Here is a 23,678-nt window from a genome sequence, read left to right as displayed (position 1 = left end):
GGCTCTTCACGTGTTCAGGAGCGTAGCCACGGCGCCATGGCAACGCCGTGGCGGGCCGTTGCTACAACCTGTTGTCGCGGGCCATCTGCATGTAGGAGGTATCGAAGCGCAGTTTGACGTTCTTGGCATCGCCGAGCAACTTGCCATTGGGCAGGCTGATACCAATGAAGTCTGCGTTGGCGGCGCCTTGGCCAAGCAGACCGTGGGCGAAGGAGAACTGCCTGACGCTGTCCATCGCATTGTAGGCCTGCTGGCTTTCAATGAACGCCAGCGATTCTGCGGGGGTCCAGAACATTTTCATGCCCTTGAGTTGCGACTCGTAACCGGCCTGATCAGTGCCCGACGCTTCGCCCAGAAAGGCACGGGCTTTGGCACCGGCCGGCGTGTTGCTGGCGATGATGCCCATCACCTCATACCACGCGCCGACCACTGCCTTGCCGAACGCCGGGTTGTCGGCCAACGTCTTGCTGTTGACCAGGGTCAGGTCTTTGATATGCCCAGGGATCTGGCTGGAGTCGAATACGCGATGAACGCCCGGTACGGCAGCGACCTGATCGAGCAGCGGGTTCCAGGTGACCACGTTGCGCACGTCCTTGCTGGCAAAGCTGCCGACGATGTCGGCATCCGAAGTATTGACCACCTTTACATCTTTTTCGCTGAGGCCGACGCTCTCCAGGGCATGCGCAAGCAGGTAGTGCGAGACTGACAACTCGACCAGATTGATTTTCTGCCCTTTGAGGGTCTTCATGTCGGCACTGTCTTTCATGACGATGCCATCGTTGCCATTTGAATAGTCACCCACGATCAACGCCGTGCTGTCGACCCCGCCCGCCGCTGGAATCGACAAGGCGTCCATGCTGGTCAGTACCACCGCGTCGTACTTGCCCGCGGTGTACTGGTTGATCGATTCGACGTAGTCATTGATCTGGGTGATGTTGACCTTGATGCCGTATTTATCGGCCCATTTTTTCATGATCCCGGACTCGTCGGCATACTTCCATGGCATCCAGCCGGCATAGATGCTCCACGCCAGGTTGAACTGTTGTTTAGGTTCGGCGTAGGCGCTGATCGGCAGGCTGCCGGCCAGGACCACGCTGATTGCACAGAGCAGCGTCTTCAGGGGCTTGATGGACATGGTCTGACCTCGTTCAATTTAGAAGAACTTCAGGTAGCGCTGTATTTCCCAATCGGAAACATGGGTGTGGTACGCGGTCCATTCATCACGCTTGAAGTCGATGAAGGCACGGAACAGGTCATCACCAAAGACTTCGCGCGACAGAGGGTCCGCTTCGAAAGCGTCAATGGCCTCATCAAGATTGCGCGGCAGGCATTCGATATCCATTTCGGCCACCTGCGCTTCGCTGTAGTTGTACATGTTCTCGCGGTGCGGCAAGCCGGGGTCAAGCTTGTCGCGAATACCCTCAAGGCCCGCTGCGAGGATCAACGCAGCACCCAGATAAGGGTTGCAGGCGATGTCCGCCGCTCGGCACTCGACACGACTGCCTTGGGAGGGGATGCGCAGCATGTTGGTGCGGTTGTTGTTGCCGTAGCAGACGAACACCGGCGCCCAGGTCGAGCCCGACATACTGCCCTTGCGCACCAGGCGCTTGTAGCTGTTGACCGTCGGCGCAATGACCGCGCAGATGGCCTGCGCGTGCTTCAAGACCCCTGCGATAAAGTGATAGCCCAATTGGCTGACGCCGCATTCATGAACATCGTCGTTGTCAGGCTCGAACAGGTTGCGCCCGGTCTCGCGGTCGGCCAGCGACATGTTGTAGTGCGCGCCGCTGCCAGTGCGGTCCGCCGAGGGTTTGGGCATAAAGCTGGCGAAGGCGCCGTGCTTGCGAGCGATCTCGTTGGCCAGCAGGCGGAAGAAAACGAAACGGTCAGCCATGGTGAGTGCGTCGGCGTACTTGAAGTCAGTTTCGAACTGACCGTTCGCGTCTTCGTGATCGAACGAGTAGACATCCATACCGATATCGTTGAGCGCCTCGACCAGTTCGCCAACGATGTGCAGGTTGTCCATCAGCCCGCGTGGGTCGTAGCAGGGCTTGGCCAGGTTGTCACGCTGACTGAGGGGTTCGAAGCCGCCGTCGGCAGTGTCCTTGAACAGGAAAAATTCGGTCTCGATGCCCAGATTGAAGGTGTAACCCATGGCGGCCGCAGCGTCGGTCTGGCGTTTCAGCGCACCTCGGGAGCAGGCGCTGAAGGGTTTGCCGTCCAGGTAGAGATCACTGGCAAACCAGGCCAGCTCTTTGTTCCAGGCGCACTGAATGGCGCTGGCCGGATCGGGCATTGCCGCGACTTCATTGTCGCTGATGTCCTGGGGCACGCCATCCAGTGCCGCGCCGGTGTACAGCTCCGAACCGTTGAGCATCTGGCCCAGATGCGCGAGCGGCACGAATTTACCTTTGATCACGCCATGAATGTCGACGTAGCTGGCCATGGCATATTTCACCCCCTTCGCCTGCAGGGTGATTTTCAGCTGTTCCGCTTCCGGGCTGTGGCTCATTGCAGTTTATCTCCGCTGATAAGGTCATGGCGCCAAGCGCCCTGGCACGATTCGTTCATTCAATATACATGCCAGCGTGTATATATAAGCGCAGAGCAAGGCTTGCCAGGTTTGGGCGCTCGGCTCCAGTGACACAAAGAGGAATAAGCTAAATGCTTGAGTTGATGAAAGAAAAACACTTCATGAATCTGGGCGACATCCCCCTCCAGAGCGGCCAGACGATCCAGGATGCACAGCTGTGTTACCAAGTGCTGGGCCGGCCCAATGCCGCGTGCGACAACGTTGTGCTGATCCCCAGCTATTACGGTGGCACGCATTGGGGCAGCTTGCCCTTGCTTGGTGCGGGCAGCCCGCTGGCCAGCGGAAACTACTGTGTGGTGCTGACCAACCTGTTTGGCTCTGGTTGGTCGAGTTCGCCCAGCAATGCCAAGCCAGGCCAGCGCGGAGCGGATTTTCCGCGGATCAGCCTGGTCGATAACATCGAGGCGCAGCGCCGACTGCTGGACACTCTGTTTGACCAATGGCGGCTGGCGCTGGTGTGCGGTTGGTCAATGGGCGGCATGCAGGCTCTGCATTGGGCGATGCATTACCCGGACAGGGTCGAGCGCATTTTGCCGATCTGCGCGACAGCCCAATGCTGGCCGCATAATCGGGTATTTCTTGAAGGCGTCAAGGCCGCATTGTGCGCCGACAGCAGTTGGCAACACGGACGTTACGAGGCGCAGCCACAGGCCGGGCTGCGTGCGTTCGGCCGGGTCTATGCGGGGTGGGCATACTCTCAGGCGTTCTTCCGTAACGGCCTGTACCGCGAGTTGGGCTTCAGTACGGTCGAGGCGCTGCTTGAGTTCTGGGAGAACGACCACTTGGCACAAGACGCCAACGACCTGCTGTGCACCCTGCACACCTGGCAAGACGCCGCACCGCCGAACGGTGAAAGCCTGGCTAGCGGCCTCGCCCGCATCCGTGCACGCACCCTAAGCATGCCCGGTAGCAGCGACCTGTACTTTACCGTCGAGGATGCGCGGCATGAGGCCAGCCTGATCAAGGATGCCCACGTGCAGGTACTGCAATCAGACTGGGGCCACTGCGCCGGGGGTCCAGGCCGCGACCGTCAAGCCATGACGCAGATTTTTGTGGGAATGGAGAGATTATTACTGTGATGCTTTCGAGCGAACATCAAACGCCCCAGCACCCACCTTGATGCGGCCCAGAACCTTTAGGAGCAAGCGGTTCACCTCCTCAGGCCGTTGCAGTCCGAGATGTATTGAACGCTCAAGCCCGGCCCAACTCCAAATCATGCCCAGATGCTCAACGCCGGCGTATCGCCTAGGTGGGTGTTTGAATCATTTACCCGATCGAGGAATTTTCATGACAGATCCACGTAACGTCGCTCACGACAAAAAAGTCCAGCAAGAGAAAAAGAACCACGGCGAAGAAATCGCGCCCGATGCCGAGCACGCGCCTCAGCCAGGCATGAAGCCACCCCTCAAGCACGACGATGACAAGCAAAACGAGCAGGCTTGACCCGGCACTGATCTGACCTGGAGCTTGCCGTATGGGTTGCTGGCGCAAGTCAGCAGCCGCTCGGTCACCCACAGATGAACGCAGCGTCCTGGACATACGTGATGCAGCCTGCTTGAAGACATCGAATCATTACCCATATCCTCTTCCGAACGACCAAGGATTTGCCAGGTAAGGATTGCTTATCCAGTCCCTGTTGACCAAGGTACGTCACCCAAACGGCACCCACAGGTACCGTTCGAGTAGCGTCAGCGATTACTTCTTGCCCGCCTCCCAGCTCTTGAGCAATTCGTTGTAACTGATGGTTTCGCCTTTAGGCTTCTCGTTCTCGAGTTTGCGTTGAGGTGCCAGGAACTGGCCGCCGCTGGATTCAGCCTTTTTGTACCAGGCCTCCGCCGAGGTCTCGGGGTTCATCTTCGGCGCGCAACCGCTGGCGTCCTGCACCTTGGAGCGCTCGATGCGCGTCATGATCGCGTCCTGGTCTTTCGCCAACCCGTCCAGTGCTGCCTGGGCCGACTTCTCGCCCGTGACCGCTTCGGCGACATGGCTCCACCACAGCTGCGCGAGCTTCGGATAGTCCGGTACGTTGGTGCCGGTGGGCGACCACTGCACACGGGCCGGGCTGCGGTAGAACTCCACGAGGCCGCCCAGTTTAGGCGCCAACGCGGTCATCTCCTTGGAATTGATGTCCGACTCGCGAATGGGGGTCAGGCCGACGATGGTTTTTTTCAGGGACACGGTTTTCGAGGTCACGAACTGCGCATACAGCCAAGCGGCCAAGCGCTGTTTCTCCGGCGTGGCCTTGAGGAAGGTCCATGAGCCCACATCCTGATAGCCCAGCTTCATGCCGTCCTTCCAGTACGGGCCTTTTGGCGACGGTGCCATGCGCCATTTCGGCGTGCCGTCAGCATTCATCACCGGCAAGCCCGGTTTGGTCATGTCCGCGGTAAAGGCGGTGTACCAGAAAATCTGCTGCGCGACATTGCCCTGTGAAGGCACCGGCCCCGACTCCGAGAAGGTCATGCCGGCTGCTTCAGGTGGCGCGTAGGCCTTGAGCCAATCGATGTATTTCTGCGTCGCGAATACCGCCGCAGGGCCATTGGTGTCGCCGCCGCGGGTGATGCTCGAACCCACCGGGTGGCAATCCTCCACGCGGATGCCCCACTCGTCCACGGGCAAGCCATTGGGCAGGCCCTTGTCGCCGCTGCCAGCCATGGAGAACCAGGCATCGGTAAAGCGCCAGCCGAGCGAAGGGTCCTTCTTGCCGTAATCCATGTGGCCATAAACCTTCTTGCCGTCGATTTCCTTGACGTCTTCGCTGAAGAACTTGGCGATGTCTTCATACGCCGACCAGTTCACCGGCACGCCCAGTTCATAACCGTATTTGGCCTTGAATTTTGCTTTGAGGTCGGCGCGTTCGAACCAGTCGGCACGGAACCAGTAAAGGTTGGCGAACTGTTGGTCGGGCAACTGATAGATTTTCTTGTCCGGGGCGGTGGTAAACGAGATACCGATGAAATCCTTGATATCCAGCGTCGGCGAGGTGAAGTCCTTGCCTTCATTGGCCATCAAATCACTGAGGGCTTCGGCCTTGCCATAGCGAAAGTGGGTGCCGATCAAGTCGGAATCGTTAACCCAGCCGTCGTAGATACTTTTGTCCGACTGCATCGCGGTCTGCAACTTCTCGATCACATCGCCTTCCTGCAGCAGGTCGTGCGTCACTTCGATGCCGGTAATTTCAGTAAAGGCCTTGGCCAGGGTCTTGGACTCGTACTCATGGGTGGTCAAGGTCTCGGATACGACCTTGATCTTCATGCCACGAAAGGGTTCGGCTGCCTTGATGAACCACTTGAGCTCGTCGAGCTGCTGCTCACTGGTCAGTGTCGATGGCTTGAATTCGTTGCCCACCCATTTCTTCGCCGCGTCTTCATACGGGTCCGCCCAGGTCGAGAGACTCAGCCCGCTGAGGGTCAGCAGGGTTGAAATCGTCACGCTATGTCGCAGCTTGTTTTTTTTATTGAACATAGACACCTCCAGTGATGCTTGTTATTAGTCCGCTGTTCGTGCGCTGGCAGGATTGAAAGGGCTCAACCCCAGCGCATGACCACCACCAGCCATACCAGGGAAACCCCGGTGGCTATCCAGATACTCCAGTCGGTCGCGCCGATCACCAGCAGATGCAGGTAGGCACTTCCCAGTAGCCCGATGAACAACCGATCACCACGCGTTGTGGAAATCGGCAGGAAACCCCGACGAGGGACGCTTGCCGAGCGCAGTTCCCAGGCGGTCATTGCCGTGAGCAGCAAGGCAATGCCGGCAAAGAAAATCGCGGTGGGCAGTGTCCAGGCCATCCAATCCATTTTTACCACTCCTCAGACACGGCCAAGAGCGAAGCCCTTGACCACATGGTTGCGAACGAACCAGATCACCAGCATGCCCGGCAGGATGGTCAACACCCCCGCCGCCGCCAGCACGCCCCAGTCGATGCCAGAGGCCGACACCGTGCGCGTCATCACTGCGGCGATAGGCTTGGCATTGACCGAGGTCAGGGTGCGCGCCAGAAGCAATTCGACCCACGAGAACATGAAGCAGAAAAACGCCGTGACGCCGATACCCGAGCCAATCAACGGGATGAAAATCTTGACGAAAAACTTGGGAAAGCTATAGCCATCGATGTAGGCCGTTTCATCAATCTCTTTCGGCACCCCGGACATGAAGCCTTCCAGAATCCACACTGCCAGCGGTACGTTGAACAGGCAGTGAGCCAAGGCGACCGCAATGTGCGTGTCAAACAAACCAATGGACGAATACAGCTGGAAGAACGGCAGCAGAAACACCGCAGGTGGCGCCATGCGGTTGGTCAACAACCAGAAGAACAAGTGCTTGTCGCCGAGAAACCGGTAGCGCGAGAACGCATAGGCGGCAGGCAGCGCGACACTCAGCGAAATCACAGTGTTCAAGCACACGTAATACAGCGAGTTGATATAGCCGCTGTACCAACTCTCATCGGTAAAGATCACCTGATAGTTGGCCCAGGTGAAGTCCCGAGGGAACAGCGTCAAGCCGCTGAGTATCTCGGTGTTGGTCTTGAACGACATGTTGACCAGCCAATAGATGGGCAGCAGCAAAAACAGCAAGTAGAGCCACAGGGGCACGAGTTTTCTGAACGACACGTTCTTGCGCATGCTCATGCTCTCCCTTAGTTCGTTTCGCCGTGGGTCATCGCGGTATAGAACACCCACGACACCAACAGAATGATCAGGAAATACACCAGCGAGAAGGCCGCCGCCGGGCCGAGGTCGAACTGCCCCAGCGCCATGGTCGTGAGCGTTTGGCTGAGGAAGGTCGTGGAGTTGCCGGGGCCGCCACCGGTCAGCACGAAGGGTTCGGTGTAGATCATGAAGCTGTCCATGAACCGGAGCATCACGGCAATCAGCAGCACGCTCTTCATTTTTGGCAGCTGGATGTGCCGAAACACCGCCCAATCCGACGCGCGATCGATCCGCGCCGCCTGGTAGTAGACATCCGGGATGGCACGCAAGCCCGAATAACACAGCAGCGCCACCAGCGATGTCCAGTGCCAGACATCGATGATCAGCACCGTCACCCAGGCGTCCGAGGCGTTGGCCGCGTAGTTGTAGCTGATGCCCAGCACGTTGTTGAGAAACCAGCCCATCAGGCCAATGTCGCCACGCCCGAAGATCTGCCAGATGGTGCCCACCACGTTCCAGGGAATCAGCAGGGGGATGGTCATGACGATCAGGCACAGCGACGACCATCGGCCCTTGGTCGGCATGCTCAAGGCGATGCCGATACCCAGCGGGATTTCGATCAACAGCACGCAGCCCGAATAGATGAACTGGCGCAGCAGCGAGTCGTGCAGGCGCGGATCCTGCAGCACCTGCCTGAACCAATCCGTGCCGACGAAGTAGCGGCTGGACTGATCGAAGATGTCCTGCACCGAGTAATTGACCACCGTCATCATCGGAATGATCGCGCTGAAGGCCACCAGCAGGAACACCGGCAGCACCAGCCACCAGGCCTTGTTGTTCTGCACTTTACGCATGGGCTACCCCTTGGGCCGAGTCACTGGCAAGCGGGACGTCGCCTTCGACGAGGAAATCATCGGCATAGACCATCAGCCATTGTCCCGGAAAGCTGATCCAGGCCTGCCCCTGCGGCACCGGTTTGTCTTCTTGCAGGCGCACCTTGAGCAACTGGCCGGCGAGCTTCAAGGTAAGGATCTTGTAGGTCCCGAGGTCTTCGACATAGGTCACGTCAGCGCACCAGGCTTCGTCATAAGGACCGTCCCAGACATGCACGAATTCGGGGCGGATCCCCAGGGTCAGGCGAGTCCATCGAGTCGCTGCCAGGCGCTGTTGCACGCCCTCGGACACTGGCACGACAACCTTGGCAAGACCGGCCTCACCAAACCCGACCCCACCCGGCTGGAGAGTGACCTCGATCAGGTTCATGCCGGGGCTGCCGATGAAATAACCCACAAAGGTGTGCCGGGGCTTTTCGAACAGTTCACGCGGCGTACCGAACTGCACGATCTGGCCGCCGTACATCACCGCGATCTTGTCCGCGAAGGTCGAGGCCTCCAACTGATCGTGGGTCACGTAGACCATGGTGATGTTGAATTGCTCGTGGATCTGCTTGAGCTTGCGCCGCAGTTTCCATTTCAAATGCGGGTCGATCACCGTCAGCGGCTCATCGAAGAGAATCGCCGACACGTCGTCGCGCACCAGCCCACGGCCCATGGAGACCTTCTGCTTTTCATCAGCGGTGAGGTTCCTGGCCTTCTTTTTGAGCAATGGCTGGAGATCAAGCACTTCGGCAATTTCACTGACCTTGGCGTGGATCCTTTTTTCATCCATGCCTTGGTTGCGCAGCGGAAACGCCAGGTTGTCGTACACCGTCATGGTGTCGTAGACCACCGGGAACTGAAACACCTGGGCGATGTTGCGCTGTTCCGGCGACAGCGCGTTGACCACCTTGGCATCGAACATCACCTGGCCCTCCGACGGGCTCAGCAGGCCGGAGATGATGTTGAGCAATGTGGATTTACCGCAACCGGAAGGACCGAGCAGTGCGTAGGCGCCGCCCTGCTCCCAGATGTGGCTCATTTCGCGGATCGCATAGTCGTCGGGGCCGGTGGGCGCGGCGACGTAGCTGTGGGCCAGGTTCTGCAAGCGGATCTCAGCCATCAGGCAACCCTCGCCATGCGCAGGCCAGGTGCCTGAATCAGGCCGCCTTGCGGGTCAAACACAAACAATTTGTGGGTGGGGATGTACACCCTGATCGGCGCGTCCACCTCGTATCCATGCACGCCCGGTAGATGCAGCACTAAGGCGAAATGCTCGTTGCGCACATGCAGGAAGGTCTCGGAACCACTGATCTCCGCCAGTTCGACGGTGACCGCCAGCTCCAGGTCATCATCGTTGGAGGGCACCAGGCTCAGGTGGCTGGGCCGTACACCGAACTGGTAATCACCATCACCGATTTTGCGCAGGTCAACGTTGAGCGGGAAGTGGGCGAAGTTGGCAAAGCTGACCTCGTTACCCTTGATGCTGCCTGGCATGAGATTGATAGGTGGCTCGGAAAACAGCTCGGCGGCCAGTACTGTCTTGGGCTGATGGTAGACCTTGGGAGTCAGGCCGCTCTGGATCACCCGCCCTTCGTGCAGGATGGTCGTGGTGCCGCCCAGCGCCAAGGCCTCGTTGGGCTCGGTGGTGGCATAGATGGCGATGGTGTGGCGAGCTTCAAAGAGCAGGCGCATTTCCTGACGCAGCTCTTCGCGCAGTTTGTAGTCGAGGTTGACCAACGGCTCGTCGAAGAGGATCAGCTCCGCGTCCTTGACCAGTGCACGGGCCATGGCCGTGCGTTGTTGTTGGCCTCCGGACAACTCGAGAGGATAGCGGCTCAAGAATTTTTCGATCCGCAGCATCGTGGCGGTTTCCAGCACCTTGCGCTGGATTTCGTCTTTCGAGACACCGGCCTGACGCAGCGGCGAGGCGATGTTGTCGTAAACGGTCATGCTCGGATAGTTGATGAACTGCTGGTACACCATGGACACGTTGCGATGGCGCACGGCAACCCGGCTGACATCGTTGCCATTCATCAGGATGCGCCCGCTGTCGGGCTTGTCCAGCCCGGCCATCAAGCGCATCAAGCTGGTCTTGCCCGACAAGGTACGCCCCAGCAAAACGTTGAATGAGCCAGGTTCGAAGCTCAGCGAGGCATCATCGATCCAGATCTGGCCGTCGATCGAGCGGCTGACGTGCTCCAGCGTGAGAGACATGGCGTGCCCTTTGGTCAGTGGCGATTTTTATTAGAAGGCGGGTGCTGGCCGACACGTTCGTCGACTGCTGGAGAGATAGCGACAATCGTGCCAAGCGCAGCCTGCCGACCTTCATTCGCCTGGGAAGCTTGCGCCAGAGCGGTGTCGGCAAACCATCGCGTGCCGGGAGCGTTCGTTGGCGAACACAAATGAACAGAAATAGCTGAACACTTGAACACAATGAACATTGACTTTGAGCAATACTGAACAACACTGCACAGAAGTTTTCAGGGCGCCTAAGCCCGGCCTACGCAGTACCCCATAACAATAAAAACACGCTGCACGGAGCGATCTCCACATGGCCACACCCGGCATTTCCATCGCGCACGACACCATGATCAAGGATTCCTGGGCACGCTGCAGGGAGTTCGGCCTGGACCACCGTTCGCTCCCGGCCTTCGGCCAGTTGCCGCCACAGCAGGTTTGCCAGTTGCTCGAACGTCACCGGGTGCTGTCGCTGACGGCGCACCAGCAAGTGTTGCCGTTCTACGAAAACATCCTGAGCAATGCCAACTGCCTGATCCTGCTCGCCGATAACCAGGGGCAGGTGCTCAACTCGTGGGGCACTCAGCGCTTCGTCGAACCGACCCAGGGCCTGGGCTTCGTAGCCGGTGCATGCTGGATCGAACAGGCCGCCGGCACCAATGCCATCGGTACCGCGCTGGCCGGTGAGCAAGCAGTGCACATCGAGCACGACGAGCATTTCCTCAAGGCCAATCGCTTCATGACCGGCTCTGCAGCGCCGATCTTCGACGCCTCACGGCGCTTGGTCGGGGTGCTGGACCTGTCCAGCGACAGTTTCTTGCCGCCCTCCTACACGTTGGGGATGGTGAAGATGATCAGTCAGACCATCGAAAACAGGCTGATCCTTGACCAGTTTCAGAACACCCATTTTCAGCTGACCTTCAACACGGGCCTGGACAACCTCGACAGCCAGTGGGCTGGCCTGCTGATATTCGATGAGAGCGGGCACATCCTTTGCGCCAACCGCCGCGCTGACAGCCTGCTGGGGACGAGCCTGTTGCAGGCAAGCATCGACGAGCTGTTCAGGACAACGCTGGCCGAGGTGCTCGATCAATCAAACGGGCAACCTTTCGCCCTGCAGGCGTCGCGTGACAACCGCTTTTACGGTCAGCTCAAACGTCCCAAAGCCCCCGTTCTGCCCTTGGCAAGTCTGCCTCGGTCAGGGCAACCGGTGGCCGGCGCGTTACCAATGGCTGTGGGTTTTGGCGACGCGAAGATCGAAAAAGCTTTCGAGCAGGCGCAACGATTGCTTGAAAAGAACGTACCGCTATTGATTCTTGGCGAAACCGGTGCAGGCAAGGAAGTGTTCGTCAAGGCGCTGCATCAGGCCAGCACCCGGGCCAAGCAGCCGTTGATCGCGGTGAACTGCGCGGCAATTCCTTCAGAGTTGGTGGAAGCGGAGCTATTCGGCTATGAAAAGGGCGCTTTTACCGGCGCGCACCACAAAGGCAGCATCGGGCTGATTCGCAAAGCGCACAAGGCCACACTGTTCCTGGACGAAATCGGCGACATGCCGCTCGCGGTGCAGGCACGCTTGCTGCGGGTCTTGCAGGAACGTTGCGTACAGCCTTTGGGCAGCAGCGAGCAACACCCGGTGGACATCCGGCTGATCTCTGCAACCCATTGCTCCCTGCGCGATCAGGTGCATCGCGGGCTGTTCCGACAGGATCTGTATTACCGCGTCAGCGGTTTGAATCTCGAACTGCCGCCGCTGCGCGAGCGCACTGACCTGCCCGCGCTGGTGCGCAGCCTCTGGAACCAGCACCGGGAACCCCGGCAAACGGCGGGCTTCGATTCGCACGTGATGGCACTGTTCGAACGCCATCCCTGGCCCGGCAACCTGCGCCAACTGAGTAATGTCATTCAGGTAGCGTTGGCTTTGGCCGACGGTGAGTTGATCGGTACCGCGCATCTACCGGAGGATTTCTTCGCCGACCTGGAGGTCTGCAACCACAGCGGCGTGACTGTCAAAACCGCTGACAGCCCCGCTGTTTCGGGCTCGTATGGCAATCTGAACGAGCTGTTGCAAGCCTGTGGCGGGAATATTTCGCAGCTTGCCAAGCACTTGGGCGTAAGCCGCAATACGGTTTATAAGCGGTTGCGCGCGCAGGTATGAACGTCCCTGACTGTGTTCAGGCCAACGTCTGTGCCAGCTGCGTGTGGCAGTTTTTTAGCAATTCGCCAAGGCAACTCACTGCTCAGGGCAAAACCTGATCCGTGCGTTCTTGCTCAGGCGCGAGATCAAGGCTTCGTTCAGCGCCGCCGCCGGCGTCCAGCAGCCACCGGGCGTCTGCTCGCGATCGACTTCGAAGGCCAACGCCAATGCCGACTCCGCGAGCATCTTGGAAGTGGACAGGTAGCCGGGGTCTTCATCACAGCTGACCGAGGCCTTCACCACTCTGCCCTCACCCAGTTCGGCATAAAACACCAGGTCGTAGAAACCGGCGTCGATTTCAGCCTGGCTCGGCCCTTGTCCAGGTTGCGGATGACCCCCTTCGTTGTAGGAGAACCCTGCCAGGCCCGGCACGTCATCCTTGGCAGGCGCAGCGGCGAGCATCAGCATTTCGTCATACTGGAAGTCTTCTCCCCACGGGTGGCCTTGCAGGTAGTTGGTACGGTGCACGGCCTTGGTATTGATGGTCGACATGATGAATGGCCCCACCCAGCTGCCCGCCACATCATCGACGTAGGGCGTCTGCCCGTCCGGTTGCTCGACACCCTCGAAGCCGGGCGTGTAGGCAAACGGATCGTTCAGTAAGGCGGCCAGGGCCGAATCCGTGGCTGCGGCCGCCTCGACAGCGCCGACGCTGGCGAAGGTGCCGCCCGACAACACACCGTGCATCTTGCGCATGCGCGCCCGCACACGGGGGGCGTACTGGCCGAACTGCTGCATGGCCTGCTGCTGGACGAACCACACGCCGAGGTCGAAAGGCACCGAGTCGAAACCACAGGAGAACACCAGTCTGGCACCGCAGGCGCGTGCGGTGGCCTGATGGCGCTCGATCATCTGCGCAATCCACGGGATCTCCCCGCACAGGTCCACGTAGTCCGTGCCGAGCTCGGCGCAGGCGGCAACCAAATCAGAGCCGTACAGCGAAAACGGCCCCGCCGTATTGATCATCACCCGGGTCGCCGACGCCATGTCGCGCAGGGTGGTCGGCTGTTCGGCATCAGCCATGATCAACGGCAAGGCGTCAGCGTCGGCCCAGGTGTCGCGGATGGCTTGCAGCTTGCTCAGGTTGCGGCCGGCGAGCGCCCACTTGACCGGGCCGCCGACCCCATGGGTGGCGAAGAAATATTCGGCGACCAGGCGGCCGGTGTAGCCGGTGGCGCCAAAAATGATCACATCAAAGGACCGAGAGCTCATGTCGTGGTGTTTCCTGCGAAGGGTTGAAAACAAGTGCGTCACTCTAGCAACCCAGGGTAATAATGATTAGCGGGTATGATAGGAATGGACCTATAACCTCAAGGCATCAATCATGCGTGACACGGTAACCGATCTGGTGGCATTCCTGAGGGTCGCTCGCGAAGGCAGCTTCACCAAGGCTGCGGCGCAGTTGGGTATCTCGCAACCGGCCCTGAGCCGTACCATCCGCAAGCTCGAGACACGGCTGGGGGTGCAGTTGCTGACGCGCAGTACCCGGAGTGTCGCCCCCACCGAGGCTGGGGTGCGGCTGATGGACACCATCGGGCCGCACTTCGATGGCATAGAAGCGGGCCTGGGCGAACTGGGTGAACTGAGCGGCAAGCCGACGGGTAATCTGCGCATCACCTCCCTCGAACATGCCAGTCCCTGGGCCTTGGCACCCGCAATCAGCCGGCTGATGGCCGACTATCCGGACATCACGGTTGAAATCAACGACAACTATGCCCTCGTCGACATCGTCGCCGAACGCTTCGACGCCGGTATTCGCATGGGCGAACAACTGGCCAAGGACATGATCAGCCTGCCGGTAGGACCCGCGTTTCGCATGGCACTGGTGGGCAGCCCCGCGTATTTCGAGCACAGGACAAAACCGCTCACGCCTGAAGATTTGACCGAGCATCAGTGCATCGACTTGCGCCTGCCGACATCGGGGGGCTTGTGGTCATGGCCGTTTGCCAAGGACGGTCGGGAAATCAAAGTGCGCGTTGACGGGCATCTGGTGTGCAACAGCCTGGCACTGATGCTCGATTTCGCTCGGGCGGGTAGCGGTCTTGTGTACGTACCAGAACATGTCGTAACGCAGGACCTCGCCCAAGGTCGGTTACTGAGATTGATGGAGGATTGGTGTGCGGCGGCCTTGTCTTACCATCTTTATTATCCGAGCCGACGCCAGCACAAGCCGGCTTTTCGGCTGTTGCTGGAAATCCTGCGTCGGGAGCCTGTACGTTAAAGGCTGCTGCAACGCAGGCAACCACGCAGGAAGAGAGAACAACAGAATCTGGCCAGCGGGCCGCCAGATTCTGCCTTATGGTGCGGGATGGCTAGAATTTGAAAGCCTGCCGCCCAATCAAAAGCCACTTGCCGCCACGCTGCTGCCACACTTGAAAATTCTCGATCTCGGTCGGCACCACTTGGCCACTGTTCACCGCTTCAGCCGAGAAATGGTTTCTGACGAGGGCGACATCACCATTCATGACGATCTTCTGGTTGAGCATCTTCAAGGTGTTGAAGCCGCTTCTACCGGTTTTGATATCGTCGATAAAAGCCTGTTTGTCTTGAACCTTGCCGCTGGAATGGCCGTAGCTGACGTTATCCGCCGTCAAGGCTTCGAGTTCGGCGATATTCTTGTGCAGCATCGCTTGCGTCAGACGATCCACCGCCGCCGTGACGGCGGCTTCATCCGACGCCGGTGATGCATTGACCAGACCGCTGAACAGGCAAAGAAAAATCAGGCTGCGCTTGAGTGCGTGCATAGTGGTGTTCCTTTTATTGTTGTTGGAGGGGACATTCCTGCCACCAGGTCGTACGATATCATACAAAGGTATTGCTCCTCATCCGGGTGACGTCAAGTGCTGCGGCGCTTGAATCAAATGCCCGTCCTGGCCATCAACCCTTGCCGTCAGGCACCCCACTGAAACTTCTTGCCCCTCGCCCAGTCGGAAATTCTGAGTCCGCTTTTCTCCCCCAAGCGGCTCTGGCGTAAGCCGCCCGACGCTCGCTGCCTGCCAAGGCACGACTGCGAATGACCCGCCAGGAGCTTTACTCATGCACACCCAGGATCTCGCCGACGCCGCCCATGCGACGCCAGCCACGGCATTGCCCACGGACGCCCCTGCGGTCACCGTCTTGCGGGTATTGACGGTCAACACCCATAAAGGCTTCAGCCCCCTGAACCGACGCTTTGTACTGCCCGAGCTGCGTGAAGCGGTGCGGGCGCTGTCCGCCGATGTGGTGTTCTTGCAGGAAGTGCTCGGTACTCACCGTCAGCACGGTCAGCGCTACGACAATTGGTCCGACGTCCCGCAATACGAGTTCCTTGCTGACAGCATGTGGCCGGTGTTCGCCTACGGGCGCAACGCGGTGTACCCGGACGGCGAGCATGGCAATGCCTTATTGTCGAAATTCCCCATCCTGCGCCACGACAACCTCGACGTGTCGGTGAGCGATGGCACTGAAGAGCGTGGCCTGCTGCATTCGGTGCTGGCGGTGCCAGGCCAGGGCGAAGTGCACACCATCTGCGTGCACCTGGGCCTGCGCGAAGCCCAGCGCCAGCAGCAACTGCGTTTGCTCTGTGAGCTGCTGCAAAGTATTCCCGAGGACGCGCCGGTGATCGTCGCGGGGGACTTCAACGACTGGCGCCAGCGCGCTGACGGCATGCTCGCCGAAGCGGGCATGCACGAAGTCTTCGTCGACACCTTCGGTGCGCCGGCTCGCAGTTTTCCGGCCCGCTGGCCGCTGCTGTGCCTGGATCGCATCTACTTGCGCAATGCCAAGGCCTTCATGCCCCAGGTGCTGTCGCGCAAGCCTTGGTCGCATTTGTCAGATCACGTCCCGCTGGCTGTCGAGGTGCACCTATGAGCCCGCCTGGCAAGGACGCATCGATGCAGGATTTCATCGCTCACCCCGGCGAACACTGGCGCACCGACAACGAAGCGCAGTTGCTGATCAACGGCGAAGAGTTTTTCCCGAGCGTGTTCGCCGCGATTGGCGGCGCCCGTGAAGAAGTCTTGATCGAGACCTTTATCTTTCGCGACGACAAGGTCGGCCGCGAACTGCAGCAGGCGCTGATCGATGCCGCGCAGCGCGGCGTACGGGTGGAGATGCTCGTCGATGGGTACGGCAGTGACGAGTTGCAAGCGCCTTTTATCCGCGCCATGACCGATGCCGGCGTCCATCTACTGGCGTTCGATCCGCAACCACGGCGGTTCGGTGTGCGGACCAACCTGTTCCGCCGCTTGCACCGCAAGCATGTCGTGGTCGACGGCGAGATCGGCTTTGTCGGCGGGATCAATTATTGTGCGGATCATTTGGCCGATTACGGCCCGATGGCCAAGCAGGATTACGCCATGCGTGTGCGTGGCCCTATCGTCGCCGACCTGCACCGCGCGACCCTCAAGCTGATGGACGAAACCAGCCGCCTGACCCGCGCAGCCAGGCCTTGGCTGTCCCGCGGCCCCGCGCCGGATGCCGATACCGCCAAGGCGAGGATGTTGCTGAGCGTGCGCGACAACACCGAGCACACCAACGATATCGAGCAGCACTATCTGCACGCGGTGACTCACGCGCGCCAACGCATCATCATTGCCAACGCCTATTTCTTCCCGGGCTATCGACTCCTGCGCGAACTGCGCAATGCGGCGCGGCGTGGCGTCGATGTCACGCTGATTCTGCAAGGCATGCCGGATATACCGCTGATGCGCTTGTGCTCGCGCCTGCTTTACAACTACTTGCTGCGCGACGGGGTGGTCATTCGTGAATATACCGAGCGCCCTTTGCACGGCAAGGTCGCCCTGGTGGACGAGCGTTGGGCGACGGTAGGGTCGAGCAATCTCGATCCCCTGAGCCTTTCGCTAAACCTGGAAGGTAACCTGATCATTGATGATCGCGCCTTCAACGCCCGGCTCCATGAGCACTTGCACGAACTGTCGCAAACCAAATGCAAATCCATCCCTCTGGAGCGCGTATTGCGCGGTTATTGGTGGCGTGCGCCGATCATCTTTGTGTGCTTCCACTTCTTGCGTCATTTTCCGGCGATCGTCGGCCTGCTGCCTGCCCACTCACCGAAACTCAAGCCGATGTTGCCGACGCCTGGAGTGACGCCTGTCACGCCAGCGTTCGATCAGGAGAAAGCCTCATGAAAGCGAGCGCCGCTGAACACGACGGCGCAGCCACCGCGCCCACTACGGGCCGCCAGCGCACTCTGTGGCGCTGGCTCAAGCGCGGTATGGCCGTGTTTTGTTTCGTCATGGTGCCGTTGCTGTTGTTCATGCTGGTGCGCAACATGGATTGGCAGGAAGTCAGCCACGCTCTGCGCTCCTACAAGCTGAGTACCTTGGTGCTGGGGGCGGCCATCATGTTGGCCAGCTATCTGGTATTCGCCAGTTATGACCTGCTGTCCAAGCGCTATACCGGTCACGATGTACCGGCCCCCAAGGTGCTGGCGCTGGCGTTCGTGTGCTATGCGTTCAACCTCAACCTGAGCAGTTGGGTGGGCGGCATCGCTCTGCGTTATCGGCTGTACGGCAAGCTGGGCCTCAAGGCGGCGACTATCACTCGAATACTCAGCCTCGGGCTGATCACCAATTGGCTGGGCTATCTGCTGATCGGCGGAACGGTCTTCGCATCAGGATTCCCCAACCTGCCCGAAGGCATGAAGCTAGGTTCCACTGGCTTGCGCCTGATTGGCGTGGCGATGGTGCTGGCCGGGGTGGCCTATCTGCTGGCCTGCGCCTTTGCGCGCAAACGCACCTGGCGTGTGCGTGGCAACGAGATCACCTTGCCGTCGTTTCGCTTTGCCTTGCTGCAAGGGGCGACCGGAGCATTGAACTGGGCCTTGATGGGCTCGCTGATCTATCTGTTGCTGCCAGCCAAGGCGAGCTGGTTCGAGGTGCTGGCGATTCTGTTGATCAGCAGTATTGCCGGGGTCATCACCCATATCCCGGCCGGGCTGGGAGTGCTGGAAACCATCTTTATCACCCTGTTGCAGGGCGAGTATTCCAAGGGCGCGCTACTGGCCGCGCTGATTGGGTATCGGGCGCTGTATTTTCTGCTGCCGCTGGCGATTTCCTGTGTGATGTATCTGCTGTTGGAACAGCGTACGCGCAAGTCAGGCTAGCGCTGTGGTGATGTTTATGGGCCCTTCGCGTTCAGTTGCGAAGAGGCCCGATCCAAGCCCGATCAAACACTGTGCAGTTCACAGTTCAAACCGGTACCCCACACCATAAATCGACTGAATCGGCGTGCAACTGGGATCGATCTGTTCCAGTTTGCGGCGCACATTCTTGACGTGGCTGTCGACCGTGCGGTCGGTCACCACGCGGTGATCCGGATACAGCCGATCCAGCAACTGATCCCGTGAAAACACCTGGCCCGGCGCGCTGGCCAGGCAGTTTAGCAGACGAAATTCCACGGGGGTGAGGTCCATCTCGACCCCACGATAACTGGCCTTCCAGCTACCTTCATCAAGGGCAAGCGCGCTACTCGCGCTGGCACCGCGCGGCTCGCGGCGGCGCAAAATGGCCCGCACCCGCGCCACCACCTCGCGCGGGCTGAAAGGCTTGCAGATGTAATCGTCGGCGCCACTGTCGAGCCCCAGCAGCCGATCGATCTCCTCGACCCGGGCGGTGATCATCATGATCGGCACGTCACTGAACTCACGCAGTTCACGGCACAACGACAACCCATCGCGGCCCGGCAGCATCAGGTCGAGCAAGATCAGGTCCGGTTCGCGGGCCTGCACGGCGGGGATCAGCTGCAAGCCGTTGGCCAGGCACTCCACGCTGTGACCGGCGGCCAGCAGATAGTCACGCAACAGCGCGGCCAGCTTGGGTTCATCCTCGACCACCAAAATATGCGCGGCGTCCATTACGCGGCTCCTTTGGGCAAACGAATACTCAGCCATAACCCGCCGAGCGGCGAGCGTTGGGCCGTCAAGGTGCCGCCGTGGGCGGCTACGATGCTCTCGCAGATCGCCAGGCCCAGGCCCGCCCCGCCGCTCTCGCGGTTGCGCGAGCCTTCCGTGCGGTAGAAACGCTCGAACAATCGCGGTAGTTGCTGATCGTCTACACCGGGCGAAGAATCGATGAAATCAATGCGAATAAGCGTGGGGTCATCGTTGAGGATCACTCGCAGTTCGCCACCGGGATCGGTGTAGCGCAGGCTGTTTTCGAGCAGATTGGTGAACAGCTGCTGCAAGCGATCGGCGTCGGCGGCCAGCCATTGCGCCAGGGGAGGCGCCTCGATGCTCAGGCGCAGTTGGCGCTGGCGAAACCGTTCGACCTGAGACGCCACCGCGCGGCGGACCTCTTCCTGCACGTCGATGATTTCCTTGCGGTAGCTCAGGGCGCCCACGTCGGTCAGCGACAACTCGTAGAGGTCATCCACCAGTTTGCCAAGCCGCGCCACTTCGCCTTGCAGCGATTGCAGCGCTGCGCGATCGGGCTTGCGCACGCCATCTTCAAGGGCTTCAAGCTCGCCGCGCAACACCGACAACGGCGTGCGCAACTCGTGGGAAACGTCGGCCATAAAGTCGCGCCGTAGACGCTCGTTGCGTTCCAGCGTGTGCGCCAGCAGGTTGAAATCCCGCGCCAGCTGCCCGGCCTCGTCATCGGTGATGACGTGCACGCGCTCGGCGTAGTCGCCGGCTGCAAGACGATGGGTGGCGGCGGCCACCTGGCGCACCGGGGCCAGCAGGCGGCGTGCCACCCACCAGGCGATCAGCCCGGCCAGCAGCACACAGAGGCTGCCGATCGCCAGGCTCCAGACCATCTGATTGTGGAAGAACCGCTGGCCGCCTGCTTCCGTTACGCTCTGGAACGGTGTCATCGCCAGCCAGCCGACGGTGCGCCCGTCGACATCGATCGGCAGGCGAATGGCATCCTGGCTGATCTGGTAGTAGCCCATGACCCGCTCGCCAGCGGCGTCCAGCAGGGTGATGCGAAACACCGCGCCGGTCAGGTCGGAGACCGGCGTCTGACGGCCAAAACGGGCACCGTCGGGTTCATTGATTGGCCGATCGGGGCGGATCAGCTCGAACCAGGCCGGTGGCTTGTCGTGCACGAAGTTCCAATCCTGATGCAGGCGCCAGGCGGCGACGAAGCGGGGCTGCACCGACTCCATACGCTGCACGCTGAGCTCGTTGAGGTAGCCGAGGAAGCCGCGCGAGAAGCTCACGCCGTTGGCCACCGCCATGGCCAGCACCACGGAAATCATGGTGGCCAGTACGGCGATAAAGAGCTTGGTCGAGAGGCTGGTTCTGATCATCAAAGCGGCCGGCGGGGTACACAATCGAGCCATTAAGGCCGCCAGGGCCCGGTTTTACAAGGGCTGTAAGCAAACTTCAAATTTTCTGCACATTTGCACCGCGGTGTTTTCATACACAGTAACCATTGTTGGCGTAGGCTTGTCCTGTGCCGTTTCCCCATGAGACTTCCTTTCAAGGAGCCATTAGATGACCCAGGCCTTAACCTACGCAGCGCAAAACGCCAGTGATCGCCTCAAGCCGTTCAAGATCGAACGGCGTGCACCGGGCGCTGACGATGTGCAGATCGACATCCTGTTTTGCGGCGTTTGCCACTCTGACCTGCATACCGCGCGCAATGAATGGCAGAACACCCTGTATCCATCGGTCCCCGGGCATGAAATCGTCGGCAAGGTGACCGCCGTCGGTTCGGCCGTGACGCGCTTCAAGGTCGGTGATCTGGCCGGCGTTGGCTGCATGGTCGACAGCTGCCAGCACTGTGCTTCCTGCGCCGAGGGCGAAGAGCAATACTGCGAAAACGGCTTCACCGGCACCTACAACGGGCCAGTGTTCGGCGGCGAAAACACCTTTGGTGGCTATAGCGACAGTGTGGTGGTGAAGGAAAAATTCGTCCTGCACATCGCCCCTACCGACAACCTGGCGGCCGTGGCGCCGCTGTTGTGCGCGGGCATCACCACCTTTTCGCCGCTCAACCACTGGAAAGTCGGCCCCGGCAAGAAGGTCGGCGTCGTCGGCCTCGGCGGGCTGGGTCACATGGCGGTGAAAATCGCCCATGCCATGGGTGCCCATGTGGTGCTGTTCACCACCTCCGAAAGCAAGCGCGAGGACGGTCTGCGCTTGGGCGCCGATGAGGTCGTGGTCTCGCGCAACCCGGACGAGATGGCCACCCAGGCCAACCGCCTGGACTTCATCCTCAACACCGTGGCCGCGCCCCACGACCTGGATGCCTTCCTCAGTCTGCTCAAGCGTGACGGCACCATGACCCTGGTCGGTGCTCCGGACCACCCGCATCCATCGCCTACCGTGTTCAATCTGATCTTCAAGCGCCGCAGCCTGGCCGGGTCGTTGATCGGCGGGATTCGTGAAACCCAGGAAATGCTGGATTTCTGCGCCAAGCAAGGCATCGTTTCGGATATCGAGATCATTGCCATGAAGGACATCAACGAGGCCTACGAGCGCATGATCAAGGGTGACGTCAAGTACCGTTTCGTGATCGATATGGCGACGCTCAAGGCTGAAGCCGCCGCCTGATACACTTTCGCTCCGTGCCAATAACTGGCGCAATGCCATTTAGTGTTGAACGTCTGCGTCGCGGCGCGATCCATTGACTACAGGGGCACCCCTACTGCCCCTGTCTTCTGAATAAAGGATCGTGTCAGCCATGCTTGCCTCCACCCCTGCCCCGCACGCTGCGGGCGCCGAAACCGATGACGCTGCCGCCAAGCGCGCCAATCGACTGATCATCCGCGTCGCCGTGATCGCTACCATGGGCGCCCTCGCCTTTGGCTATGACACCGGGGTCATTTCCGGTGCGCTGCCGTTCATGACCCTGCCTGCCGATCAAGGCGGCCTGGGCCTGACACCCATGACCGAGGGGCTGGTTGCCTCGTCGCTGATCCTTGGCGCGGCCCTGGGCTCGTTGTTCGCCGGCCACCTGGCCGATCGCTTCGGTCGCCTGACGGCGCTCAAGGGCCTGGCGATTCTGTTCATGATCGGCGCCCTGGGCAGCACGCTCGCGCCAGACGTAACCGTAATGGTCATCACCCGCTTCATCCTCGGCATGGCCGTGGGCGGTGCCTCTGCAACGGTGCCGATGTTTCTGGCGGAGATGGCCGGGCCTAAACGGCGCGGGCGACTGGTCAGCCAGAACGAGTTGATGATCGTGCTGGGGCAGTTCCTGGCCTATTCATCCAATGCCCTGCTCGCCTACTTCGCCCATACCCCCCACGTTTGGCGTTACATGTTGGCAATCGCCATGCTGCCGGCGGCGTTGCTGTATGTGGGTATGCATTTCGTGCCCAAATCGCCGCGCTGGCTGGCGTCCAAGGACCGCTACGACGAAGCGCGGGAGGTGCTGCTGGAGATCCGCGCCGACCCCGAGCAGGCCGAACGCGAGATGAAAGAAATCATTCGTCAGAACGAGATCGATCACGAGCAATCAGGCTGGTTTGCCGCGTTTGGCGAAGCCTGGACGCGCAAACTGCTGTACATCGGCATGGCCCTGGGCTTCGTCGCCCAGTTCACCGGTGTCAATGCGTTCATGTATTTCACCCCGATCATCCTCAAGTCGACGGGCCTGGGCACCAATGCCGCGCTGACCGCAACCATCGGCAATGGCGTCGTGTCCGTGCTGGCTACGGTGCTGGGTATCTGGCTGGTGGGGCGCATCGGGCGACGGCCAATGCTGATCAGCGGCCTGAGTTTCGTGGTGCTCGCGCAAGTGGCACTGGGGCTGGTGCTGAGCCTGATCCCGAGCGGGCCGATGCAAAGCTATCTGGCACTGGGCTGCATTTTGATGTTTCTGCTGTTCATGCAGACCTTCATCGCTCCGGTCTACTGGTTGCTGATGTCGGAGCTGTTCCCCTCCCATCTGCGCGGTTCGATGACGGGGATGGCGGTGTGCTTTCAGTGGATCTGCAACGCCACGGTGGCGTTCCTCTTTCCGCTGTCGTTGAGTCTGTTCGGCAGCGCTACCTTCCTGGTCTTCGCGGGCATCAACGTCGTCTCGCTGATCTTCGTGATGATCTGGGTACCGGAAACCAAGGGCAAGTCGCTGGAGCAGATCGAACGGCATCTGGAAAAGCACTTGGGCGAGGATGAAGTGCCTGCCTGATCATGACCGTAGCGAGGGGGCAAGCCCCTCGCTACCGCT

At 60.2% G+C, this 23,678-nt stretch carries 21 protein-coding genes; 9 read left to right on the top strand and 12 right to left on the bottom strand.

From position 1 onward, the window contains the following. Positions 1 to 61 precede the first annotated feature (61 nt). The gene (locus LIX93_RS03630) at positions 62 to 1,135 is read right to left on the bottom strand and encodes a putative urea ABC transporter substrate-binding protein (RefSeq protein ID WP_226502638.1); all 1,074 of its coding nucleotides are present in this window, start codon (positions 1,133 to 1,135) and stop codon (positions 62 to 64) included. 18 nt (positions 1,136 to 1,153) lie between these two features. Next, positions 1,154 to 2,512, bottom strand: coding sequence for a type III glutamate--ammonia ligase (glnT, locus tag LIX93_RS03625; protein WP_226502637.1), 1,359 nt, complete (start codon positions 2,510 to 2,512; stop codon positions 1,154 to 1,156). A 152-nt stretch (positions 2,513 to 2,664) separates the two neighbouring features. Between glnT and LIX93_RS03620 the strand changes: the two genes are divergently transcribed. Continuing rightward, positions 2,665 to 3,672, top strand: coding sequence for an alpha/beta fold hydrolase (locus LIX93_RS03620; RefSeq protein WP_226502636.1), 1,008 nt, complete (start codon positions 2,665 to 2,667; stop codon positions 3,670 to 3,672). Positions 3,673 to 3,880: 208 nt separating this feature from the next. Next, complete coding sequence (locus LIX93_RS03615) at positions 3,881 to 4,036, top strand: hypothetical protein (protein ID WP_226502635.1); 156 nt, start codon at positions 3,881 to 3,883, stop codon at positions 4,034 to 4,036. 252 nt (positions 4,037 to 4,288) lie between these two features. Here LIX93_RS03615 and LIX93_RS03610 read toward each other — a convergent pair whose 3' ends face one another. From LIX93_RS03610 to LIX93_RS03585, 6 genes are all read right to left on the bottom strand, one after another. Beyond that, positions 4,289 to 6,058 (bottom strand): ABC transporter substrate-binding protein, encoded by a 1,770-nt coding sequence (locus LIX93_RS03610; RefSeq protein ID WP_226502634.1) that lies wholly within the window; start codon positions 6,056 to 6,058, stop codon positions 4,289 to 4,291. Between the two features lie 62 nt (positions 6,059 to 6,120). Further along, on the bottom strand, positions 6,121 to 6,393 hold the full coding sequence (locus LIX93_RS03605) for a DUF2160 domain-containing protein (protein WP_226502633.1): 273 nt from the start codon (positions 6,391 to 6,393) through the stop codon (positions 6,121 to 6,123). A gap of 12 nt (positions 6,394 to 6,405) precedes the next feature. Further along, positions 6,406 to 7,206, bottom strand: a complete 801-nt coding sequence (locus LIX93_RS03600) for a carbohydrate ABC transporter permease (protein ID WP_226502853.1) — start codon at positions 7,204 to 7,206, stop codon at positions 6,406 to 6,408. Between the two features lie 26 nt (positions 7,207 to 7,232). After that, a complete protein-coding gene (locus LIX93_RS03595; protein WP_226502632.1) occupies positions 7,233 to 8,099 on the bottom strand; it encodes a sugar ABC transporter permease in 867 nt (288 codons plus the stop codon). Continuing rightward, positions 8,092 to 9,243 (bottom strand): ABC transporter ATP-binding protein, encoded by a 1,152-nt coding sequence (locus tag LIX93_RS03590; RefSeq protein WP_226502631.1) that lies wholly within the window; start codon positions 9,241 to 9,243, stop codon positions 8,092 to 8,094. Before LIX93_RS03590 ends, LIX93_RS03595 begins: the two co-directional genes overlap by 8 nt. Next, a complete protein-coding gene (locus tag LIX93_RS03585) occupies positions 9,243 to 10,337 on the bottom strand; it encodes an ABC transporter ATP-binding protein (protein ID WP_226502630.1) in 1,095 nt (364 codons plus the stop codon). The genes LIX93_RS03590 and LIX93_RS03585 overlap by 1 nt, the downstream gene beginning before the upstream one ends. Positions 10,338 to 10,674: 337 nt before the next feature. Between LIX93_RS03585 and LIX93_RS03580 the strand changes: the two genes are divergently transcribed. Further along, the gene (locus LIX93_RS03580) at positions 10,675 to 12,516 is read left to right on the top strand and encodes a sigma-54-dependent Fis family transcriptional regulator (protein WP_226502629.1); all 1,842 of its coding nucleotides are present in this window, start codon (positions 10,675 to 10,677) and stop codon (positions 12,514 to 12,516) included. Between the two features lie 75 nt (positions 12,517 to 12,591). Here LIX93_RS03580 and LIX93_RS03575 read toward each other — a convergent pair whose 3' ends face one another. Continuing rightward, the gene (locus LIX93_RS03575; RefSeq protein ID WP_226502628.1) at positions 12,592 to 13,767 is read right to left on the bottom strand and encodes a saccharopine dehydrogenase NADP-binding domain-containing protein; all 1,176 of its coding nucleotides are present in this window, start codon (positions 13,765 to 13,767) and stop codon (positions 12,592 to 12,594) included. 112 nt (positions 13,768 to 13,879) lie between these two features. On the opposite strand from LIX93_RS03575, the gene LIX93_RS03570 reads away from it, so the two are divergent. Then, complete coding sequence (locus LIX93_RS03570; protein ID WP_226502627.1) at positions 13,880 to 14,776, top strand: LysR family transcriptional regulator; 897 nt, start codon at positions 13,880 to 13,882, stop codon at positions 14,774 to 14,776. A gap of 91 nt (positions 14,777 to 14,867) precedes the next feature. Here LIX93_RS03570 and LIX93_RS03565 read toward each other — a convergent pair whose 3' ends face one another. Next, positions 14,868 to 15,299: a nuclear transport factor 2 family protein gene (locus tag LIX93_RS03565; protein ID WP_226502852.1), complete on the bottom strand. Its 432-nt coding sequence runs from the start codon at positions 15,297 to 15,299 to the stop codon at positions 14,868 to 14,870. 292 nt (positions 15,300 to 15,591) lie between these two features. Between LIX93_RS03565 and LIX93_RS03560 the strand changes: the two genes are divergently transcribed. The 3 genes from LIX93_RS03560 (at position 15,592) to LIX93_RS03550 (ending at position 18,661) form a co-directional block, all read left to right on the top strand. Then, entirely contained in the window at positions 15,592 to 16,404 is an 813-nt protein-coding gene (locus LIX93_RS03560; RefSeq protein WP_226502626.1) for an endonuclease/exonuclease/phosphatase family protein, read from the top strand. 23 nt (positions 16,405 to 16,427) lie between these two features. Beyond that, positions 16,428 to 17,684, top strand: a complete 1,257-nt coding sequence (clsB, locus tag LIX93_RS03555) for a cardiolipin synthase ClsB (RefSeq protein WP_226502851.1) — start codon at positions 16,428 to 16,430, stop codon at positions 17,682 to 17,684. A gap of 86 nt (positions 17,685 to 17,770) precedes the next feature. After that, positions 17,771 to 18,661, top strand: a complete 891-nt coding sequence (locus tag LIX93_RS03550; protein ID WP_226502850.1) for a lysylphosphatidylglycerol synthase domain-containing protein — start codon at positions 17,771 to 17,773, stop codon at positions 18,659 to 18,661. A gap of 78 nt (positions 18,662 to 18,739) precedes the next feature. Here the strand turns inward: LIX93_RS03550 and LIX93_RS03545 are convergent, their stop codons facing one another. Then, positions 18,740 to 19,411 carry a response regulator gene (locus LIX93_RS03545; RefSeq protein ID WP_226502625.1) on the bottom strand — a complete coding sequence of 224 codons (672 nt, stop codon included), beginning with the start codon at positions 19,409 to 19,411 and terminating at the stop codon, positions 18,740 to 18,742. After that, complete coding sequence (locus tag LIX93_RS03540) at positions 19,411 to 20,808, bottom strand: ATP-binding protein (RefSeq protein ID WP_226502624.1); 1,398 nt, start codon at positions 20,806 to 20,808, stop codon at positions 19,411 to 19,413. The genes LIX93_RS03545 and LIX93_RS03540 overlap by 1 nt, the downstream gene beginning before the upstream one ends. A 187-nt stretch (positions 20,809 to 20,995) precedes the next feature. Here LIX93_RS03540 and LIX93_RS03535 point away from each other — a divergent pair, with 187 nt between their 5' ends. Then, on the top strand, positions 20,996 to 22,057 hold the full coding sequence (locus tag LIX93_RS03535) for an NAD(P)-dependent alcohol dehydrogenase (RefSeq protein WP_226502623.1): 1,062 nt from the start codon (positions 20,996 to 20,998) through the stop codon (positions 22,055 to 22,057). A gap of 130 nt (positions 22,058 to 22,187) precedes the next feature. After that, positions 22,188 to 23,639 (top strand): sugar porter family MFS transporter, encoded by a 1,452-nt coding sequence (locus LIX93_RS03530; protein ID WP_226502622.1) that lies wholly within the window; start codon positions 22,188 to 22,190, stop codon positions 23,637 to 23,639. Positions 23,640 to 23,678: the final 39 nt, after the last annotated feature.

It is taken from the genome of Pseudomonas sp. MWU16-30317 (assembly GCF_020515695.1).
Lineage (GTDB): Bacteria > Pseudomonadota > Gammaproteobacteria > Pseudomonadales > Pseudomonadaceae > Aquipseudomonas.
The sequence above is the reverse complement of the archived record's forward strand: the minus strand, read 5'-3'. Positions and strand labels throughout refer to the sequence as shown.

Coding starts and splice junctions, on each gene's coding strand:
- LIX93_RS03615 (WP_226502635.1), top strand. CDS start 3,881: ATGACAGATCCACGTAACGTCGCTCACGACAAAAAAGTCCAGCAAGAG.
- LIX93_RS03540 (WP_226502624.1), bottom strand. CDS start 20,808: ATGATCAGAACCAGCCTCTCGACCAAGCTCTTTATCGCCGTACTGGCC.
- LIX93_RS03565 (WP_226502852.1), bottom strand. CDS start 15,299: ATGCACGCACTCAAGCGCAGCCTGATTTTTCTTTGCCTGTTCAGCGGT.
- LIX93_RS03560 (WP_226502626.1), top strand. CDS start 15,592: ATGCACACCCAGGATCTCGCCGACGCCGCCCATGCGACGCCAGCCACG.
- LIX93_RS03610 (WP_226502634.1), bottom strand. CDS start 6,058: ATGTTCAATAAAAAAAACAAGCTGCGACATAGCGTGACGATTTCAACC.
- LIX93_RS03590 (WP_226502631.1), bottom strand. CDS start 9,243: ATGGCTGAGATCCGCTTGCAGAACCTGGCCCACAGCTACGTCGCCGCG.
- clsB (WP_226502851.1), top strand. CDS start 16,428: ATGCAGGATTTCATCGCTCACCCCGGCGAACACTGGCGCACCGACAAC.
- LIX93_RS03570 (WP_226502627.1), top strand. CDS start 13,880: ATGCGTGACACGGTAACCGATCTGGTGGCATTCCTGAGGGTCGCTCGC.
- LIX93_RS03550 (WP_226502850.1), top strand. CDS start 17,771: ATGGCCGTGTTTTGTTTCGTCATGGTGCCGTTGCTGTTGTTCATGCTG.
- LIX93_RS03535 (WP_226502623.1), top strand. CDS start 20,996: ATGACCCAGGCCTTAACCTACGCAGCGCAAAACGCCAGTGATCGCCTC.
- LIX93_RS03575 (WP_226502628.1), bottom strand. CDS start 13,767: ATGAGCTCTCGGTCCTTTGATGTGATCATTTTTGGCGCCACCGGCTAC.
- LIX93_RS03605 (WP_226502633.1), bottom strand. CDS start 6,393: ATGGATTGGATGGCCTGGACACTGCCCACCGCGATTTTCTTTGCCGGC.
- LIX93_RS03595 (WP_226502632.1), bottom strand. CDS start 8,099: ATGCGTAAAGTGCAGAACAACAAGGCCTGGTGGCTGGTGCTGCCGGTG.
- LIX93_RS03620 (WP_226502636.1), top strand. CDS start 2,665: ATGCTTGAGTTGATGAAAGAAAAACACTTCATGAATCTGGGCGACATC.
- glnT (WP_226502637.1), bottom strand. CDS start 2,512: ATGAGCCACAGCCCGGAAGCGGAACAGCTGAAAATCACCCTGCAGGCG.
- LIX93_RS03585 (WP_226502630.1), bottom strand. CDS start 10,337: ATGTCTCTCACGCTGGAGCACGTCAGCCGCTCGATCGACGGCCAGATC.
- LIX93_RS03630 (WP_226502638.1), bottom strand. CDS start 1,135: ATGTCCATCAAGCCCCTGAAGACGCTGCTCTGTGCAATCAGCGTGGTC.
- LIX93_RS03580 (WP_226502629.1), top strand. CDS start 10,675: ATGGCCACACCCGGCATTTCCATCGCGCACGACACCATGATCAAGGAT.
- LIX93_RS03545 (WP_226502625.1), bottom strand. CDS start 19,411: ATGGACGCCGCGCATATTTTGGTGGTCGAGGATGAACCCAAGCTGGCC.
- LIX93_RS03530 (WP_226502622.1), top strand. CDS start 22,188: ATGCTTGCCTCCACCCCTGCCCCGCACGCTGCGGGCGCCGAAACCGAT.